General features: G+C 41.0%; 9 protein-coding genes. All 9 read left to right on the top strand.

The features are described 5' to 3' along the window. Positions 1-42 precede the first annotated feature (42 nt). The 9 genes from Q0983_RS20880 (at position 43) to Q0983_RS20840 (ending at position 19,696) form a co-directional block, all read left to right on the top strand. On the top strand, positions 43-2,199 hold the full coding sequence (locus Q0983_RS20880) for a TIM-barrel domain-containing protein (RefSeq protein ID WP_299557269.1): 2,157 nt from the start codon (positions 43-45) through the stop codon (positions 2,197-2,199). Between the two features lie 49 nt (positions 2,200-2,248). Further along, positions 2,249-4,114 (top strand): sulfatase-like hydrolase/transferase, encoded by a 1,866-nt coding sequence (locus tag Q0983_RS20875; RefSeq protein ID WP_299557267.1) that lies wholly within the window; start codon positions 2,249-2,251, stop codon positions 4,112-4,114. A gap of 63 nt (positions 4,115-4,177) precedes the next feature. Beyond that, positions 4,178-5,947 (top strand): arylsulfatase, encoded by a 1,770-nt coding sequence (locus Q0983_RS20870; RefSeq protein WP_299557265.1) that lies wholly within the window; start codon positions 4,178-4,180, stop codon positions 5,945-5,947. A gap of 276 nt (positions 5,948-6,223) precedes the next feature. Continuing rightward, the gene (locus tag Q0983_RS20865) at positions 6,224-9,337 is read left to right on the top strand and encodes a SusC/RagA family TonB-linked outer membrane protein (protein WP_299557263.1); all 3,114 of its coding nucleotides are present in this window, start codon (positions 6,224-6,226) and stop codon (positions 9,335-9,337) included. A gap of 11 nt (positions 9,338-9,348) precedes the next feature. Then, positions 9,349-10,839 carry a SusD/RagB family nutrient-binding outer membrane lipoprotein gene (locus tag Q0983_RS20860; RefSeq protein ID WP_299557261.1) on the top strand — a complete coding sequence of 497 codons (1,491 nt, stop codon included), beginning with the start codon at positions 9,349-9,351 and terminating at the stop codon, positions 10,837-10,839. A gap of 87 nt (positions 10,840-10,926) precedes the next feature. Continuing rightward, positions 10,927-14,238, top strand: a complete 3,312-nt coding sequence (locus Q0983_RS20855) for a VCBS repeat-containing protein (RefSeq protein WP_299557259.1) — start codon at positions 10,927-10,929, stop codon at positions 14,236-14,238. A 239-nt stretch (positions 14,239-14,477) separates the two neighbouring features. Then, the gene (fucP, locus tag Q0983_RS20850; protein WP_299557257.1) at positions 14,478-15,821 is read left to right on the top strand and encodes an L-fucose:H+ symporter permease; all 1,344 of its coding nucleotides are present in this window, start codon (positions 14,478-14,480) and stop codon (positions 15,819-15,821) included. A 98-nt stretch (positions 15,822-15,919) separates the two neighbouring features. Further along, complete coding sequence (locus Q0983_RS20845) at positions 15,920-18,508, top strand: alpha/beta hydrolase-fold protein (RefSeq protein ID WP_299557255.1); 2,589 nt, start codon at positions 15,920-15,922, stop codon at positions 18,506-18,508. 228 nt (positions 18,509-18,736) lie between these two features. After that, positions 18,737-19,696 carry a ThuA domain-containing protein gene (locus Q0983_RS20840; RefSeq protein WP_299557254.1) on the top strand — a complete coding sequence of 320 codons (960 nt, stop codon included), beginning with the start codon at positions 18,737-18,739 and terminating at the stop codon, positions 19,694-19,696. The last annotated feature ends 102 nt before the right edge of the window (positions 19,697-19,798 follow it).

Genomic DNA, 19,798 nt, shown 5'->3' with positions numbered 1-19,798 from the left:
ATTTTAGAAAGCATTTACTAAACAATATAAAAGACAACACCCATGAAACTAAAACATATTTCAGCAATAATCTGCCTGTTTATAATTGCAAGTGCTTGCAATAAGAGTACGGAAGAAGGCAATGTAGCGTCATGGCAACAGGTGGCAAATGGTGTTTGGAAACAAACGGTTGGCAATAAAGATGCCGTAACACTTCTGGATGCTGCCGGAGCAATCCCTGATCTGGAAAGGCTAAATCAGTTTGAAGAAGCCGATTTTCCGCTGGACCGGGAACAAATACATATTGAGCATCAAAACAATAAATTGTATCTGAGATTCCCTCTTGATGAAGACGAAGATATCTATGGCCTGGGGCTTCATTTTAAAAGTGTTAACAGGCGAGGTAAGTTGTATCATTTACAGGTAGATCATTATGATGGAAAGGATAACGGGCGTACTCATGCCCCGGTACCGTTTTATGTATCCAGTAAGGGCTACGGGGTACTCATCAATACGGCACGCTATCTTGATGTTTATGTGGGAACAGGGGTACGCGTTGATAGTCCAAACAAACCGGTTGTATATGATCGGAATACTGACCCTGACTGGGATCCACAGCCAAAATCGGACATAGTGGAAATACTGATCCCTGATGATAAGGCCGAAATCATTATTTTTAGAGGAGACACTCTACTTGATGTAGTGCGGAAATATAACCTGTATTCCGGAGGAGGCTGTTTACCTCCTAAATGGGGACTGGGCTTTACTTATAGAACCCATACCTTATTCTCTGCCGAAGATGTCATAAATGAAGTGAACGAATTTGAAAGACAAGGCTTTCCGTTGGATTTTATTGGCCTGGAGCCGGGATGGATGAACAGGTCCTATCCGTGTTCTTACGAATGGGACGAAGGGCGTTTTCCGGAACCAGGGAAATTTGTGAAGACCCTTCTGGACAAACGGGTCCGAACAAATCTATGGATCAATCCTTATATAGCACCTAAGGCCACATTATATGAACCCATGCTTCCTTTGTCAGGTTCACATACGGTTTGGAACGGGATCGTACCTGATTATTCGATGGAAGAGACCCGCAAGGTGTTTACCGATTTTTACACAAAGCACCAACTTGATATTGGTGTGTCCGGATTGAAGATCGATGAGGTTGACGGCTATGATAATTGGTTATGGCCCAATGTAGCTTCGTTTCCTTCTGGCATAGATGCGGAACAGATGCGCCAAACCTATGGGCTTCTTTTACAGGACATGATCACCGATCTATATCACCAAAAGAATGTAAGGACCTATGGTTTGGTGAGAGCATCCAATGCCGGTGCATCCCGGTTTCCGTTCGTGATTTATAACGATTATTATAAACACGAGGACTTTATAACCGCATTGGTTAATTCCGGATTTTCCGGATTGCTATGGACACCGGAAGTACGCAGCTCTCCCACAGGAGAGGAGTGGTTACGACGTATGCAGGCCGTGTGTTTTTCTCCCATGGCTATGATCAATGCCTGGTATAGCGGAACGAAACCCTGGTCTTACCCTGAGGTTTACGAAGATGTTAAAAACGTAGCCCTGTTACGGATGCAACTATTACCCTATATATATTCAACTTTTGCCGACTATCATTTTAACGGAACACCTCCTGTTCGCCCGATGCAACTGTTGGATAATTTTGTTCAAAAAGACATAACGGTTCAGGGTGTTTTGGATGACACGAAGAATCCTTATAAAATGGCCACACAGGAGGATATTAAAGATCAATATATGTTTGGGGATAACATTTTGGTGGCTCCTATATTTGCAGGACAGAAGTCCCGCAAGGTTATATTACCCGCAGGAAAGTGGTATGACTTTTACACCGGTGACTATGTGGGCGAGAACAAGATCATTCATGTAGATTCGAAATTGGAAGAAATTCCTTTGTATGTAAAGGATGGCGGTATCATACCCATGATCCAACCGCGTTTGCATGCTCCGGAAAGGGATGAGTTACAGGAGTTGGAAGTGCGTCATTACGGAGAGGCAGACGGCGAGTTTTTATTGTATGATGATGATGGAGAGACCTTTGACTATGAACAGGGCGCTTTTTCATGGACCAGATTAAAGACAAAACGGGATGCCAATGGAAGGTTGATGGGGAACGAGCAGCGGATATCGGGAGACCTGTTTAACTATAAAACTGTTCGATGGACATTTATGGGGCCTTAAGGAGGCTTAATCTCTACCCGGAATGGTTCCTCGGGTAAATCTAATCATAATGAGTAAGGTATACAGACATAAGACATGGATGATACTGTTGATGGCGATACTTTGCGGTATGATGTCCGTATTGGCCCAGACAGGAGTATCCGTTGAAAAGCCAAATGTCATTATCATATACACAGATGATCAGGGAGCGGTCGATATGGGATGTTATGGGGCGTCCGATATGTTCACGCCTAATATGGACCGACTTGCGGCAGAAGGAACACGTTTTACACAGGCCTATGTAACGGCCCCAGTATGTGCGCCTTCCAGGGCCGGATTGCTTACCGGAAAATACCCGCAAAATGCAGGGCTAACAAATAATACATCTGCAAGGCCCGGGAGTCATGGTATGCCGACAGACCAATATACCATGGCAGAATTATTTAAGGATAATGGTTATGCCACCGGACATATTGGCAAGTGGCACCTGGGTATGAGCGTAGAGACCGGACCCAACGCGCAGGGTTTTGATTATTCTTTTGGTCATTTGAGAGGTTGTATTGATAATTATTCCCATTACTTTTATTGGAGTGGGCCTAACATTCATGATCTCTATGAAAATGGTAAAGAGGTTTTTTATCCGGGTAAATATTTTCCCGATTTGATTTCGGACAAGGCCCTGACCTTTATAGAAGATCATAAGTACCAGCCCTTTTTTATGTATTATGCTATTAACATGCCACATTACCCATATCAACCCACAGAAAAATGGCGAAAGCATTATAAGGATAAAGCTATCCCGGCACCCCGAGCGGACTATGCAGCGTTTGTATCGACCATAGACGAACGCATTGGGTTTTTACTGGATAAATTGGAAGCACTAAAGATCCGGGATAATACCATCATTATATACCAATCTGATAATGGGCATTCAACAGAGTTACGGGCATTTAAAGGTGGCGGAAGTGCGGGCCCCTACAGGGGTGCGAAAAGTAGCCTTTTTGAAGGAGGCATCCGTTTACCTGCCATAATAAGTTGGAAAGCAAATCTTCCGGAAAGTATTGTAAATGATGAGATGCTCTTGAATATTGATTGGCTGCCTACGCTGGCTGCTTTATGTGGTTTGGAAAAGGTACCTGATAATATTGACGGCCTGGATCTTTCGGAAATGTTACGCTATCCGGGAAAACAGTCGCTCCGTGATTTGGCCTTCTGGAAATATGGGAACCAATGGGTAGTGCGCAAGGGACCATGGAAGCTTATTGGGTTTCCAAAAGATACTTCTAAAAAAGGAGCACTGCATCCTGAGAATGATATTTTGTTTTTATCTAACCTGGATGAAGACGTATCCGAAATGCATAACCAGGCATTGCAGTATCCTGAAAAAGTACAGGATTTAATAGATACTTATAGCAAATGGGAACACGCCGATGTTGAAGATATTCCAAAAGTGTCAAAAATTATAAAACACAAGGGGTTTAGGGCTAAGATTGAATCAACAGATGAATTGCATCCAAAGTACAATAACATAGGTGTACTCCTGGATGGCAAAATGGGGTTTAGGGACTATAGTACCGGACAATGGATTGGTCAGGAATCCGGGGACCTGGAATTTATTGTTGACCTTGGCGAACAAGAATCAATAAGAACCATAAGCCTGCAATATCTTCATCAGCCTCACTATTGGATCTTTGGCCCCAGATATTTTGAGCTGAGCTTTTCAGATGACGGTGTTCATTACAGTGAGCCCATAGCTTCCGAAAATACAAATAGCATCAACCTTAGAACCGAAGGCATTGATAGACTAATACAGAAGGTTCACCAAACAACGCAATTCATAAAAATAAAGATACGTAATGTTGGTGCCTGTCCGTCATGGCATAGTGGGGCAGGAAGCCCGGCCTGGGTTTTTATTGATGAGATTCTGATAGAGTGATAAAAGGGCATCTTTGAATTATGAAATTATTCTTTTCTATGACCGTATAAAAAAAATAAGGCTATGAGAATGCTTAAGTTATTTTTAATGTTACATGTATTGAGTGGTATCGGTCTGGTTTCGGCTCAAACGGTCTCAGGTGAAAGGTCTACACCAAATGTGATCATTATCATGGCTGATGATATGGGCTATGGCGATATAGGATATCACGACAACCCATTTATAGAAACACCGGAATTGGATGCACTGGCAGTGCAAAGTGCAGTGTTTAGCAATTTTTATGTGAGTCCGGTATGCGCTCCCACCAGGGCTAGTTTGTTGACCGGACGCTATAATATTAGGACGGGGGTATTTGACACTTATTCAGGAGGAGCCATTATGGCAACTGAGGAAACCACTATTGCCGAGATTTTCAAATCACAGGGCTATAATACAGGTATGTTTGGCAAGTGGCATTTGGGAGACTCGTATCCATCAAGGCCACAGGATCAGGGATTCGATACTTCTGTTTGGCATTTAAGTGGTGGTATCGGGCAGATTGGAGATGTTTTTAATTATTACAAATATGATCGCTCTTATTTTGACCCAATGCTTTATAAAAATGGTGAAATATTTCAGAGTGAAGGTTATTGTTCTGATGTTTTTACCAATGAGGCAATAAAATTTATAGAACAGCAAAATGGGCAACCCTTCCTCGCTTATTTGTCATTTAACGCTCCTCATACACCATTACAAGTGCCGGAGAGATATGAAAAAATATATACCAATACCAAAATATCATCGGAATATTTTAACAATCGTGGAGTATACTCGCATATTATGTCAGGTGAAGATATAAAGGCGGCCAGAAAAGTATATGCCATGGTCTCAAATATTGATGATAATATAGGTAGGCTAATCAAAATGTTAAAAGCTCAAAACTTATATGATAATACCATTATCATTTTTATGACAGACAATGGCCCTGAACAGCATCGGTATACAGGAGGCTTCCGGGGACGTAAAGGTCAGGTAAGAGAAGGAGGTATTCATGTACCGTTTTTCATGAAGCTCCCGCAAAATATTCAGCACAATAAAGTTGTTTCGGTAGCAGCAGCCCATATTGATGTTTTACCAACACTTGCCGGTTTATGCGGCATTGGTCTTAATAAAGGAACAGATCTGGATGGCCTGGATCTTGGTAAGTTTATTGGCTCCGAAGCACAATCACTGAGTCGACCGTTGTTTTTTGAGTGGCAGCGCAGTTTTCCGGAAAAATATCGTAACATGGCTGTGATTCGAGATGGATATAAATTAATTGGAAATGTAAACAAAGAATCCGGCTTGGATCAATTTGAGTTATATCATCTCGTTGAAGATCCCTTTGAAACCCGGGACATCAGTAAAGAAAATCCTGGTATCCTAAAACAATTGAAAGATGAGCTGGATGCATGGTATGATGATATTATGAAAAGTCCGCATATCAATAACTTACCCAGAATCATTATCGGATCCGATGAGGAAGTCCGTACCGTTCTTAATAGAAATGATGCCCGCGGGATGCAATTAATATGGGATGACGATCAGATGCATGTAAGTTGGGACCTGTCTATTGTAAAGGCTGGTAATTATAAGGTTGTTTGTCATTTTAGAAATCCGGTACCAAAAACGGGACAGATGTTTATTAGATTCGGAATCCAAAATTTTACCAGGGACATTAATGAAAAAGACCTTCAAACTATCGTCTTTGATAAGGTGTTTCTCAATGAAGGGGATTGCAGCCTTGACGGTTGGTTCCTGGCAAAGGATATTACCCATTATACGCCATTTTATATCGAAATCGTACAACTATAAATGTTTTGCTTTTAACTTTCCGGTTTGTGTGCCGGTGGTTAAATACTTTAGCAATTGTAATATCAATAATATTACGGGAATCTGTTGAAAAAAATGAGGATCAAATTTTTTTTAGATTGTTTTAGGCCCATACCATAAATATACCCCATCTATAAATAAACATTTTAACAACCAACTCCTTTGGAGAATTGTCATTGGTCGAATTTTTTTAAAGGCCAGACGGATTTTCTCTTAATTTATACATTATAAATAACAATAAAACTAATTTCAAAAATTATGACAAAAAAAGTACTAAAACTACTGTTAGCTTTTGGCTTGTTGCTCGTTACATATGGCATGCAGGCTCAGATAACAGTAAAAGGAACTGTTACGAACGCTGCTGATAACATGGGACTTCCGGGTGCCAACGTAGTTATCAAGGGCACTTCGCAAGGGGTGTCAACCGATTTTGATGGTAACTATAGCATTGAGGTTTCCGATGCTAATGCCATATTGCAGTTTTCGTATGTCGGGTTTTCCTCCCAGGAAATTGCGGTTAACGGACAAACTACTATTAATGTAGCACTTCAGGAAGACGCCAGTCAATTAGATGAAGTAGTGGTAACGGCTCTTGGTATCAGAAAGGAAACTAAAGCCCTGGGTTATTCTATTACCAAGGTGGAAGGTGAGCAGGTTTCTTTGGTTAAAGAGACTAATGCTATTAATGGACTTCAGGGTAAGATTGCCGGTGTTAATATTACACAAAACTCCACCGGTGCCGCTGGTTCCAGTAGGGTAATCATAAGGGGTAATACCTCTTTAACAGGAGAGAATCAACCACTATATGTTATAGATGGTATTCCTATGGGTAATGATGTTAGTGGATCGGCTTCCTTATGGGGAGGTAATGATGGTGGTGACGGTGTTTCCAGTTTGAACCCGGATGATATTGAATCGATGTCTGTTCTTAAAGGTGGGGCGGCAGCTGCATTATATGGGTCAAGAGCATCAAACGGTGTTATCATGATCACTACTAAAACAGGAAAAGGTCAGAAAGGTATTGGAGTTGAGATTAATTCTACAACGGTTTTTGATGTTGTGGATACCAGCCTTCAGGATTTTCAAACAAGCTATGGTCAGGGAAGCTTTGGAGCTGCTCCTTTAACCCAGGAGGATGCCTTAAATAATTCCAGCTCCTGGGGGTCACGATTAGATGGCTCCAGTGTGGTGCAATTTGACGGTGTATCAAGACCTTATTCCTATACCGGAAATAACCTCAAGAAATTTTACAGAACTGGAACAACCTTTACCAATACGGTAGCGTTGTCAGGATCTAATGACAAGTCTAATTTCAGGTTTTCTGCCACCGATCTGTCAAATCAGGATATTATGCCTAATGCCAGTTTAAACAGAAAATCCTTCTCTTTAAATTTGGGATCCCAACTAGGTGAAAAGTTAACCTTAACTGTAAATGCCAAGTATATAAGAGAGGGTGCCAAGAACAGGCCGCGTTTGTCTGATGCCCCCGGAAACGGAAACTTTTCAGTGATGAACGCAGCTCCTAATATTAATGTATTGGATTATAGACCCGGAATAAATGAAGATGGGACCGAATTTAGAATAAACTCCAATATCTTTAATCAGAACCCTTATTGGGCAGCATTCCACTTCAATAACATGGATGCAAGGAACAGGTTTATAGGGTCTTTTTCCGTCAGGTATGATGTGTTAGATTGGTTGTATATTAATGCCAGAGTGGGAACAGATACTTACGCTCGAAAATCAACGGCTACGGAGCCTTGGGGAACCGCTTACAAACCGCTTGGAGCCATGGAAGAATGGGAGAGACGCTATTCTCAAACGGACTCCGACCTTATGATCGGTATTGACAGAGATATTAATGATCAGTTTGCAGTAAGTGCTTTTGTGGGAGGCGCTCAAAATACTCAGGAAAGAGAAAATTTAAAATTAAGAGGAGAAGATTTTGTTGTGGCAGGTTTGGAGCATGTTCAGAATACATCCAATCAAACATTAGAGCATCAGTATTTTAAGAAAAAAATAAACTCATTATATGGGTCATTGGAGGTGTCTTATAATGACTACCTTTATTTAACAGGAACAGTGAGAAATGACTGGTTCTCAACCTTGTCTTTCCCTGGAAAAACAACACCGAATAATGATTTATATTATTCAGGAAACCTAAGTTTTATTCTTTCAGATGCTTTAGAATTACCTGAGGTTATAAGATTTGCCAAGTTCAGAACAGGTTACTCTAAAGTGGCCGGTGGCGCCGATAATCCCTATGAACTTGCATTAGTTTACGGAATTGACGGATCTCACCTGGGACAACCTTTTGGAGGTGTTGGAGGATCAGACCCAAATCAGATTCCATTGGGTGATTTAGTTGCTTATAACGTAGACGAGTTTGAAGTAGGATTGGATACACGATTGCTTGACGGGAAATTATCCCTGGATCTTGCATATTATTCTAAAGAAACAACTAATGATATTGTACCTGTAGGAACGTCAAGCACATCAGGTTATAGCAGTGCCCTGGCGAATATTGGTAAAATCAGTAATAAAGGGTTTGAAATGTTAATTTCTGCAAGACCGGTTTCAACGGATGACTTTAGCTGGCAAACAACCTATAATTTATCCATAAACAATAGTGAAGTGGTTGCTACCGATGCAGCCAACGGCGATATTCAATTAGGTAGAACCACTAGTAATTTAACACAAATAAGACATTTTGTCGGACAACCTTACGGGACCATATATGGGACGTCTTATGTAAGAGATGACAATGGTAACATTGTATACGAAAACGTTGCTAATGGTGTTCCTCATGCAGTTCGCGGAGAGTATAAGATTTTAGGTGAAGGAGTACCTCCAACAACTATGGGTTGGACCAATGAATTCAGATATAAAAACTTTAATTTATCGTTCCTGATCGATGCCAAGTTTGGCGGTCAGATATTTTCTTCCACCAACAGAATTACTACTTTGGGAGGGTTGCATAAACAAACCCTGGAAGGTCGTGAAAACGGCTTAACGGTAACCGGAACAGATGTAGACACAGGCCAGCAGTTTACAGCAACTGTGGCACCTGAGGATCTGGCTGAGTATTGGAGTAATATCGGAGACATATCCGAAGCGTTTATTCAGGATGCTGATTATATTAAACTAAGACAAATAAGTCTAGGGTATACAATTCCCAGCACATTTTTGGAAAAGTTCTCAATATCAAGCGCGTCAGTTTCCGTGATAGGTTCAAACCTGTTCTATTTGTTAAGAGATGCTGAGAACATTGATCCTGAATCTTCATACCAGGTAGGTAACGGCCAGGGTCTGGAATATTTCGGATTGCCTTCAGCCAGAAGGTATGGTGTAAGTTTAAATGTTAAATTTTAGAAAAAGAAGTTATGAAAAAAATAGTATTTACAATATTAGCAGTATTACTTGTATTCGTTTCTTGTGATGAGGGGTTTGATGAACTGAATGTAAACCCTACTAAAGCAGCACAAATAGCACCGGGTAATAAACTGACAAAAGCCATCCTGCAAACATCAGGAGGGCGCTATGAGAATTGGCGAGCCAATTTGATCTATTGTTCCACCATGATGCAGCATTTTGCTACAATTCCGGGGTATTGGACCGGTGATAAATATAGCTGGAACAGAGGTTATGCCTCATCCCTGTTTGATCGTTACTATCCGGACACCGTTAAAACGGTTGAGGACTTATTGTTTCAGTTAAATGAAGAGGGGCATCCGGAAGAAATGATCGCAGTTACCAGAATTTTACGGGTTTTCGTATATCATAGGCTAACCGATTTGTATGGCGATGTACCTTACAGTGAAGCCGGAAAAGGTGTGATTGAAGGTATTACCATGCCCAGATATGATTCACAGGAAGCTATTTACGCAGATATGCTAAAAGAATTGGAAGAAGCTGCTGCCGCTTTGGGAACCGGTACCTCTGAATTCGGTGCTGCAGATGTTATGTTTAACGGCGATCTTTCAAAGTGGAAAAAATTTGCAAATTCTATGATGTTGCGCTTAAGTTTACGCCTTATCAAAGTTGATGCCGCAGGGGCTCAGGCCTGGGCAACTAAGGCCATTAACGGTGGCCTGATGACATCTAACGATGACATAGCCTATCTTGCACATACCAATGGGCCTGACGGCATAAATAAAAATGGTAATGGTGAAGTATTTTCCGCAGATGGAAGCCCGCGAATCAGTGAAACTTTTATGGGCTTTTTACAAGGAGATCCGCGTTTACCGATCTTAGCAGCTCGCCGCAGTGACGGTAGTACGAATCCTGCCGACCTGAAGGGACTGCCTAACGGATTGGATTCTGCCGGATTATTAGACTTGACTGGAGAGGAGAATACTGATGCTTATGCAGAGCCCAATAGAAGTATCATTACCGGTGAAGATGCACCAATGTTCTTCCAAACCTATGCGGAAGTTGAGTTTATGCTGGCCGAATGTGCTGAGCGCTGGGGACTTGCCGGAGGTGATGCGGAAGCTCACTATAATGCCGGCGTTACGGCTGCAATGAAGATGCTTTCATTATACGGAGAAGCAGCAGTTATTAGTGATACTGACATAGCAGATTATTTGGTTGCAAACCCATTTGACAGTAACAATGCGCTAGAAATGATTGGAAATCAATATTGGATAGCCACGTTCTTAAATGAATATGAAACGTTTGCCAACTGGAGACGTACAGGCTTCCCGGTATTGACACCTGTTAACTTCCCCGGAAATGAGACCAATGGAACCATCCCAAGAAGGTTAACTTATTCCGGTAGTGAGGAAACCGCCAATCCTGAAAATTATGCGGCAGCCATTGCGGCTCAAGGGCCGGATGTGCTTACCACACGCGTTTGGTGGGATGCCAATTAATGTTTAAATTTATGTATTATAATTAAGTAATAAAGTGGATAAAGGAGGGTGGTTATACTCTCCTTTATTTTTTTGAAACCATTAGTAATGATAAGTCGCAATAGAATAAATAGGGGCCTTTATGCCGTGATTCTGATGGCTGTTCAATGGTCATTTGCCCAGAATACAACATTGTTTAGCCTCTTAAAACCAGAAGATACAGGAGTTCAATTTGAAAACACAATTGTCGATAAGGTTAAACATAATATCTTGTTATATGCAAATTATTATGGTGGTGCCGGAGTTGGTGTGGGAGACTTTAATGGTGATGATTTAACGGATATATATTTCGCAGGTAATCTTGTAGAAGATAAGCTTTATTTAAATCGGGGTGATTTTAAATTTGAAGAGGTAACTCTGGCAGCAGGTATTATTAATGATGGCAGTTGGTCCACGGGTGTGACCGTGGCCGATGTTAACAATGACGGACACCTGGATATTTATGTGACCTGTGAACTTTATGATCATCAACCTGAACTTAGAAAAAACAAGCTGTATATTAACAGGGGAGACGGGCGTTTCACAGAAAGGGCTGAAGCCTATGGGGTAGCCAATACGGAACGCACCAGACACGCTACTTTTCTGGATTACAATAAAGATGGCTATCTGGATTTGTTTGTATTGAACCAACCTCCCAACCCGGGGAGTTATTCGGAATACTTCGGAACCAAATTATTACAACCAAAATATACTTCCAGGCTTTATAAAAATGTAAATGGAACAGCTTTCGAGGATGTAACCGAATCAGCAGGGTTGTTCAGAGCAGGGTTTCCCAATGCCGTTTCTGCAAGTGACCTGAACCATGATGGCTGGACAGATTTGTACGTGGCAAATGATTTCTATGCACCAGATGTCATTTATATGAATAACAAGGACGGAACTTTTACCAATGTGGCCAACTCAGCTTTAAACCATATGCCATATTACAGTATGGGCGTTGATGTGTCTGATATTAATAACGATGGTTTTTTGGACATTTTTGTTGTAGACATGGTTGCTGAAGATAATTTTCGGTTAAAATCCAATATGAGTGGTATGAAGCCCTCATTATTCTGGAAAGTGGTTAAGAATGGTGGCCATTATCAATACATGTTTAATAATTTACACCTCAATAATGGGAACGGTACATTTAGTGATATTGCCCAATTAGCCAATGTAGCTGCTACTGACTGGAGCTGGGCCAATTTAATAGCCGATTTTGACAATGACGGCCTGAAGGATATTTACATAACCAATGGGTTATTACGTGATATACGTAATACGGATGCATCGCAGGCTGTAAGTGATTATGTCATGCAAACTGCTACGGATTGGACAACAAAAAATCCCAATGGAGGCGAGGTGAGTATCTGGGATATTCTGGACCTGGACAAAACACTTGACCTTTTACCTTCTCAACCATTGTCAAACTTTATGTATAAGAATACCGGTGACCTTATTTTTACAAAGGTAGCTTCAGATTGGGGATTGGATCAAAAGTCGTTTTCAAATGGAGCGGCTTATGCGGATTTTGATAATGATGGCGATCTGGATATAGTGGTGAATAATATTAATGAAGAAGCCTTCATATACAGGAATAATACCGACCAAAACTATTTGCGCGTCAACTTGAAAAGCAAAGCGAATAAACCGGTTTTTGGAACGCGGGTCATGTTGGAATCAAACAACGCGTCTCAAATGGTAGAAACTACTAATGTACGTGGCATTTATTCCACCAGTGAACAAACAGTTCATTTTGGATTGGGAAAAGCTGGAACAGTGCCATCTCTTACAATACAGTGGCCCAATGGGAAAGAAACCCGATTAAGTAATATTAAGGCTAATAAGGTATTAGAATTGTTCATGGAAGATGGTAAATCTTTCGTTGATGGTGAGGCGGAAAAGCAAGTGCCCCTATTTGAGGATATCGGTTCTGAAGGGACACTAGTATATCAGCATCAGGAAAATAATTTCGATGATTACGAGGCCCAAATTCTGTTGCCACATAAAATGTCACAGTTTGGACCGGCCCTGGCTACAGATGATGTCAATAATGACGGCCTGGACGATGTATATATTGGGGCCGCCGCAGGCTATCCTTCAAAATTATTCATACAATCACCTGACGGTTCCTTTCGTTCCACACGGCAGGATGTTTTGAGAAACGACAGACTTGCCGAAGACGTGGATGCTGTCTTTTTTGATGTAGATGGTGACGCAGACAAAGACCTGTATGTTGTTAGCGGAGGCAATGCACATTTGGCAGGGCATGACCTTTATAGTGACCGTCTCTATTTAAACGATGGAACAGGCATGTTCTCAAGGGCTGACCTGAAGATGCCTGCTTTTAGCGGAAGTGTGGCGATTCCGTTTGATTTTGACAAGGATGGTGATTTAGACCTTTTTGTAGGTGGACGTCACATACCTCAAGATTACCCCATGCCGGCAGATAGTAAACTTCTGGAAAACCAAAACGGAAAACTGGTTGACGTTACCAAAGATAAAGCTCCGGAATTATTCGGTGTTGGGATGGTAGCAGATGCTATAAGTTCTGACTATGATAATGATGGCGATCAAGATTTATTATTACTAGGCGATTGGATGCCCGTTACTGTTTTTGAAAATACTAAAGGCCATTTTTCAAAGCATATTCTCCCGGATCTGTCACACACCACCGGTTGGTGGTTCAGTATTGAGCAGGGTGATTTTGATAATGACGGTGATATGGATTATGTTTTGGGAAATCTTGGTTTGAATTATAAATATAAGGCCTTGCCGGAAGCACCCTTCGATGTTTATTATGACGATTTTGACGATAATGGGAGTAAAGATATTGTATTGGGCTATTATAATTTTGGAAAGCATTATCCTTTACGTGGATTTTCCTGTTCTGCACAACAGGTTCCGGACTTAAAGTCCAAGGTAAAATCATATGATTTATTTGCGTCTTTGGAAATCCAGGAAGTCTATGGTCAGCAACTGGAAGAAGCCTTGTACTATAAAGCTGAAACTTTTGCCACATCCTATATGGAGAATCTTGGCAATGGACGCTTTAACATAACCAATTTGCCGGTGGAAGCACAGGTATCTAATGTGAACGATATGCTGGTAGACGATTTTAATAAGGATGGAAATCCGGATATACTCATGGTTGGAAATTTATTCGTATCCGAGATTGAGACCACGCGTAATGACGGCGGTATTGGAGCCATACTGTTAGGTGACGGTAAGAATAACTTTGAGGCTATACATAATTCCAAAAGCGGTTTTTTTGCGAATAATGATGCCAGGAAAGTGAAGTTCTTGGGAACTCAAAATCATAAATTGGTGCTGGTAGCTAATAATGATTATTGGCTTCAGATTTTTAAGATGAACCGGTAGATAAATACAGATGAATCAAATTTTCACTCTTCGCCTTTTGAGAATTGTTATTGGTCGAAATAATTACTTTTTATACTGGCTAATTAAGTTTCTTTATACTGTCACTAAATAGTTTTTTAGTTTGTGAGAAGTTTATTTATTCATAAGTAAGTTTGTTTTAGTTAGTTTAAGAAGGAGAGCTGGAATAAGATTCTGGTTCTTCTTTTTTTTAAAGCGAAAAAATAATAAACAAAATAAAGATGAGAAACACTGAAAAGACCCCTGTTGTATCTAAAAAAGTACTGGTCCCTTTTATACTGGTAACCTCTCTATTTGCCCTGTGGGGTTTTGCCAATGCGGTTACAGACCCTATGGTCCAGGCCTTTAAAAAAGTACTTGAACTATCTAACTCACAAGCCGCCTGGGTACAAATGGCATTTTACGGAGGTTATTTTTGTATGGCATTACCGGCGGCCATGTTTATGAGAAAGTACTCGTATAAAGTGGGTATTTTAATTGGTTTGGCACTATATGCTACGGGTGCGCTTTTATTTTATCCTGCAGCACAGACCGAAAGCTTTATATTCTTCTGTATAGGGTTATACATTTTAACCTTTGGATTGGCTTTTTTAGAAACCGCAGCAAATCCATATATACTGGCTATGGGAGCTAAAGAAACGGCTACACAGCGCTTAAATCTGGCTCAAGCTTTTAATCCCGTAGGGTTAATTGCCGGTTTAATTGTGGCGCAGCAACTTGTTTTAAAGAATTTACAATCAGATGATATTGCAGATTTTAATACACTTGATGAAGCTTCTAAAATCGCCATTAAAACGGCAGATTTAATGGTAATTCGTGATCCGTATGTTGCTTTAGGCTTAGTGCTTGTTGGGATTTTTGTAATATTTCTGATTAGCAAGATGCCACAATCCAATGATGAGAACGGTATGCCTGACATCAAAGACACTTTCTCCGTCCTGGCTGGAAACAAAAAGTATGTATTGGGCGTTCTGGCACAAATCCTTTACGTAGGGGCTCAGATCATGTGCTGGACCTATATTTATCAATATGCCGAAGGTATTGGTATGGACAGTGTTACGGCAGGTTATTATCAGATGGGTGCTTTCGGTTTGTTTATCATGGGGCGCGCCATCGGAACCTACCTGCTGTCATTTATGAGTTCAGGCAGGCTATTGATGCTGTTTTCTATCTCTGCCATGGTACTTATAGTTGCAACGATCTTTATAAAAGGCATGGTGGGGCTGTATAGTCTCGTAGGAGTCTCGTTCTTTATGTCGCTCATGTTCCCAACGATCTATGGCATTGCCTTAAAAGGGCTTTCCGAAGAACAATCTAAAGTAGCTTCGGCAGGTTTGGTGATGGCCATTGTAGGAGGAGCACTCATGCCAAAATTACAAGGTATGATCATAGATGCCGGAGGATCCGGTGTGACCGATATTACCATATTGGGAACTTCTGAAGTTAATTTTTCTTTTATATTACCATTCCTGTGCTTTGTATATATAGCCTGGTACGGGTTTAGAGTATTCAAGCGCTATGAATTGAGGGCTCATTCAACTACAGAATCACGAAATGAGTCATAATAACTTAATGGCAAATTACAGCCCTGTACTGAGCCTTTTGGCTAGCTCAAGACAGGTTCCGTCGAAGCATGACTTATGAAAACAATAAATTTAAACAGATGAAATATAGAATCTTAAAACATATATCAAGGCGTTTGTGTTTCCTTATCGTCGGTGCTTTTCTACTAATGCAGCCGACTGTTTTTGCACAGCAAAGAACCGGCAATATTGTTGAGTATTTCGGAAAAGAAAAAATAGATGATATCAAAGAGGGGAAGTTGCTGCATATCTTTAAGACCGGATTGGCACTTAAAGTCCCCAGTCTTAATTTTTCTTCGTTTCCCAAGGACCCGGTCTTCAATAAGTTTTTGACCGTTCCCTCATATCGACCGGTTTCTGAGGCGGTTTTTGATATTGATATTTCAGGAACTGAACTTAGGTGGAAAACCATTAGTACCGATACAACAAACAGTTTTAATGAACCACATCTGCGATCCAGTTATGTCTATTTGAATTACAGGTCTGCGGTATCCAGGACCGTGCTTTTTGAAGCATCCGGGCATAGTGTGGCCCTTATTAACGGGCAACCACATGAAGGGGACTATTATGATTACGGCTGGAACCTGATCCCGGTACGGTTACAAAAAGGGAACAATACCTTTTTATTGAAGGTAGGCCGTTTTCCAAGGATAAGGGCACGACTTATAATCCCTGATGCAAGAGTACAACTCACTGAGAGAGATATGACCACGCCCGATATACTGGCTGAAACCCGACAAGATTATATGGGTGCGGTAAGGCTTATTAATAGTACCGATAGTTGGGTAAAGGGGCATAGGATTCATACGCAATGGGCCGGTGGAAGCCGTATTACAGAGGTGCCGGCGGTACCACCCATGAGTGTCCGAAAGATACGGTTTGATGTTGCAGATGCTCCGGCAGAAGAGGATTTGGGGGCTAAGGCCTTAACTTTACAGCTAAAGAACAAAAACAGGCCCGTTGGTAAACAGATAGCTATAAACTTACAATTAAGATCTAGGTTCAAACACCACAAACGAACATTCATCAGTGATATTGATGGTAGTGTACAGTATTACAGTGTGGCCCCTAATAGCAATGAGGAAAGTAAAAATGCTGCACTCTTTCTTTCCGTACATGGCGCTTCGGTTGAAGCGGTTAATCAGGCTAATGCCTATAAGCAGAAAGATTGGGGCACCCTTGTGGCACCCACGAACAGACGTCCTTTTGGTTTTGCATGGGAAGATTGGGGACGTTTGGATGCCCTGGAGGTCCTGGGTAATGCCAAAACTATGTTTAAACCCGATCCGAAAAAAATCTATCTGACAGGACATTCTATGGGCGGTCATGGCTCCTGGTATCTTGGAGCTACGTATCCAGATCATTTTGCTGCAATAGCACCATGCGCCGGCTATCCCGATTTGTTGGCCTACCGGGATTATTTTGTAAGCAAGCGACTAAGTATGTCACAGAGGGAACTTTCTGCTATGGGAATAAGCCCTCAGATGGTTGCTGCTTTTATGCGTAAATCGGAACCCTCAGCAGTGGAGCGCATTATAAAACGTGCTGGGACACCCAGCAGAACATTAAAACTTATCAGGAATTATTTGCATCTGGGGATTTATGTCCTGCATGGGGAAAAAGACGATATTGTACCTACCTCTATTGCCAGGGACATGAGACAGCATCTTGGGGAGTTTCATCCCGATTTTACCTATTATGAATATCCGGACGGTACTCATTGGTATGGCGATCACAGTGTGGATTGGAATCCCATTTTCGATTTTTTTAAACAGCGTGAGATACCTGAGGATAAAGCAGTCAAAACAATTGAATTTTCTACCGGCTCTCCCGGTGTATCCAGTGGCTCTCATTTTGTTAAAATACTCCAGCAGAAGCGTCCCTTTCAGGTTAGCTCCTTTACATTTAACAGGGATCCCCTGGAATTGCAAACTCAAAATGTGGCTACTCTGAAATTGGATCGTCAGACTATAAACGATTCCGTATCGGAAATAGTTATTGACGGCGGTAAATTGCCTTTACCTAAGGCCGACACGGTGGTGTTTAAAAATATTGATGGTGCGTGGCAATTAGCTGATGAACCGGAATTAAGCGAAAAAGGGCCTCACAGGTCTGGCGGATTTAAGGACGCTTTCAGGAATCACATGGTGTTTGTTTATGCCACACGAGGTACCAAAACCGAAAATGACTGGTACTATAACCGGGCACGTTTTGATGCCGAAAAATTTTGGTATCGGGCAAATGGAAGCGTTGAATTGGTTAGGGATATAGAGTTTTCTTTGGATAAATACCCGGATCGCAACGTTATTCTTTACGGCAATAGCGATAATAATGCTGCCTGGAACAAACTTTTAAATAAGAGCCCTATACAAGTAAAAAACAATGAGGTGAATTTTGATGGCAAAAAGTTATATGGGGAGATGTGGGGCATGTACTTTATAACGGCTCGTAAGGATAGTGATACTGCCAGTATTGGCGTTGTAACGGCTACCGGAGCAAAAGGGATGAAGGCTGCTTACATGAATCACTACCTGGTAAATGGCACGACATTTCCGGATGTGGTCCTGTTTGACGATACCATTCTAAGCCATGGAGTGTCCGGTATTAAATGTGCAGGCTTTTTTGGAAATGACTGGTCTGTGGCCAATGGTGAGTTTGAATGGAAATAGAAACACTTATGTACTTAATGCCATGTTTTCAGGTTTTTTAGGTTAACGGTGATATCAGCTGTAGTAAAGAAAAGTTCTAAAAATCTCAGAGTGTGTTACTATTGAAAAAACCTGTCTTAATTTTTATCTATCATTTAAATTTTTACTTCACTGATAAAAAAGTTTTCCATTTATGATTAATATTAAGCCTATATTGAATATTTTTAGGCCTCAAACTAAATGGGACAGATGAAATTCAAATACCTTTTTATATGCTTCATAGTTGTGCTTATAAGTGGCGCATGTGAAGCAACAGCTAAGAAAAAGATTAAAGTATTAATAATTGATGGTCAGAATAACCATGCCGTGTGGCCTAAGTCAACTATTATGATGCGTCAGTACCTTGAAGAGACCGGTATGTTTAGGGTGGATATCATACGGACTAAGTTTTTATTGAACAGCCAGCGGGAGGCCAAGTATTTGCCATTGGCAGATGCAGGTGAGGGTATAGAAACCAAACCAGCTAAAACCGATCCTGATTTTAATCCTGATTTTTCAAAATATGATGTAGTCATCTCAAATTTTGGGTGGCGTACGGCACCATGGCCGGAGGACACTCAAAAAGCTTTTGAAAAGTACATCAGAAATGGTGGTGGTTTTGTGACGGTACACGCTGCAGATAATTGTTTTCCCGAGTGGAAAGCTTATAATAAAATGATAGGTATAGGTGGTTGGGACAGAAATAAAAAGCACGGACCCTACTTGTATGTTGATGATAAAGGCTATGTAGTTAAGGATTCCATTTCTGAAGGGTATGGTGGTGCCCATGGCAAAAAAGAAGATTTTATAGTTACTATGTATGATCAGGAACACCCGATAAGTAAAGGCATTCCAAAAACATGGTTACATGCTTTTGATGAATGTTACGCTAAACTCAGAGGGCCGGCTGAAAATGTAACTATTTTGGGAACCGCTATTAGTACCAAATCCAATAGGGCAGAGCCTATGTTAATGGCCATTGATTATTACAAAGGCAGAGTATTCCATACCACCCTTGGCCATGATACGGAGGCATTCAGCTGTGTTGGGTTTATTACAACATTCCTCAGAGGGGTTGAATGGGCAGCCACAAGTAAAGTTACTATAGAGATACCGGAAGACTTTCCGGGAACAGATAAGGTTTCACAAAGGGCGTTTGAATTGAAATAACCTAAATCAATTCAAATAGTCAATGATAAAGTTTGTTATTTAAATATCATAGAGTGTTTTAGGAGAAGTTTTTCTATTTTCATACTAATTTTACATTTAAAG

Source organism: Seonamhaeicola sp. (genome assembly GCF_028281565.1).
Taxonomy (GTDB): Bacteria; Bacteroidota; Bacteroidia; order Flavobacteriales; family Flavobacteriaceae; genus Seonamhaeicola.
The sequence above is the reverse complement of the archived record's forward strand: the minus strand, read 5'-3'. Positions and strand labels throughout refer to the sequence as shown.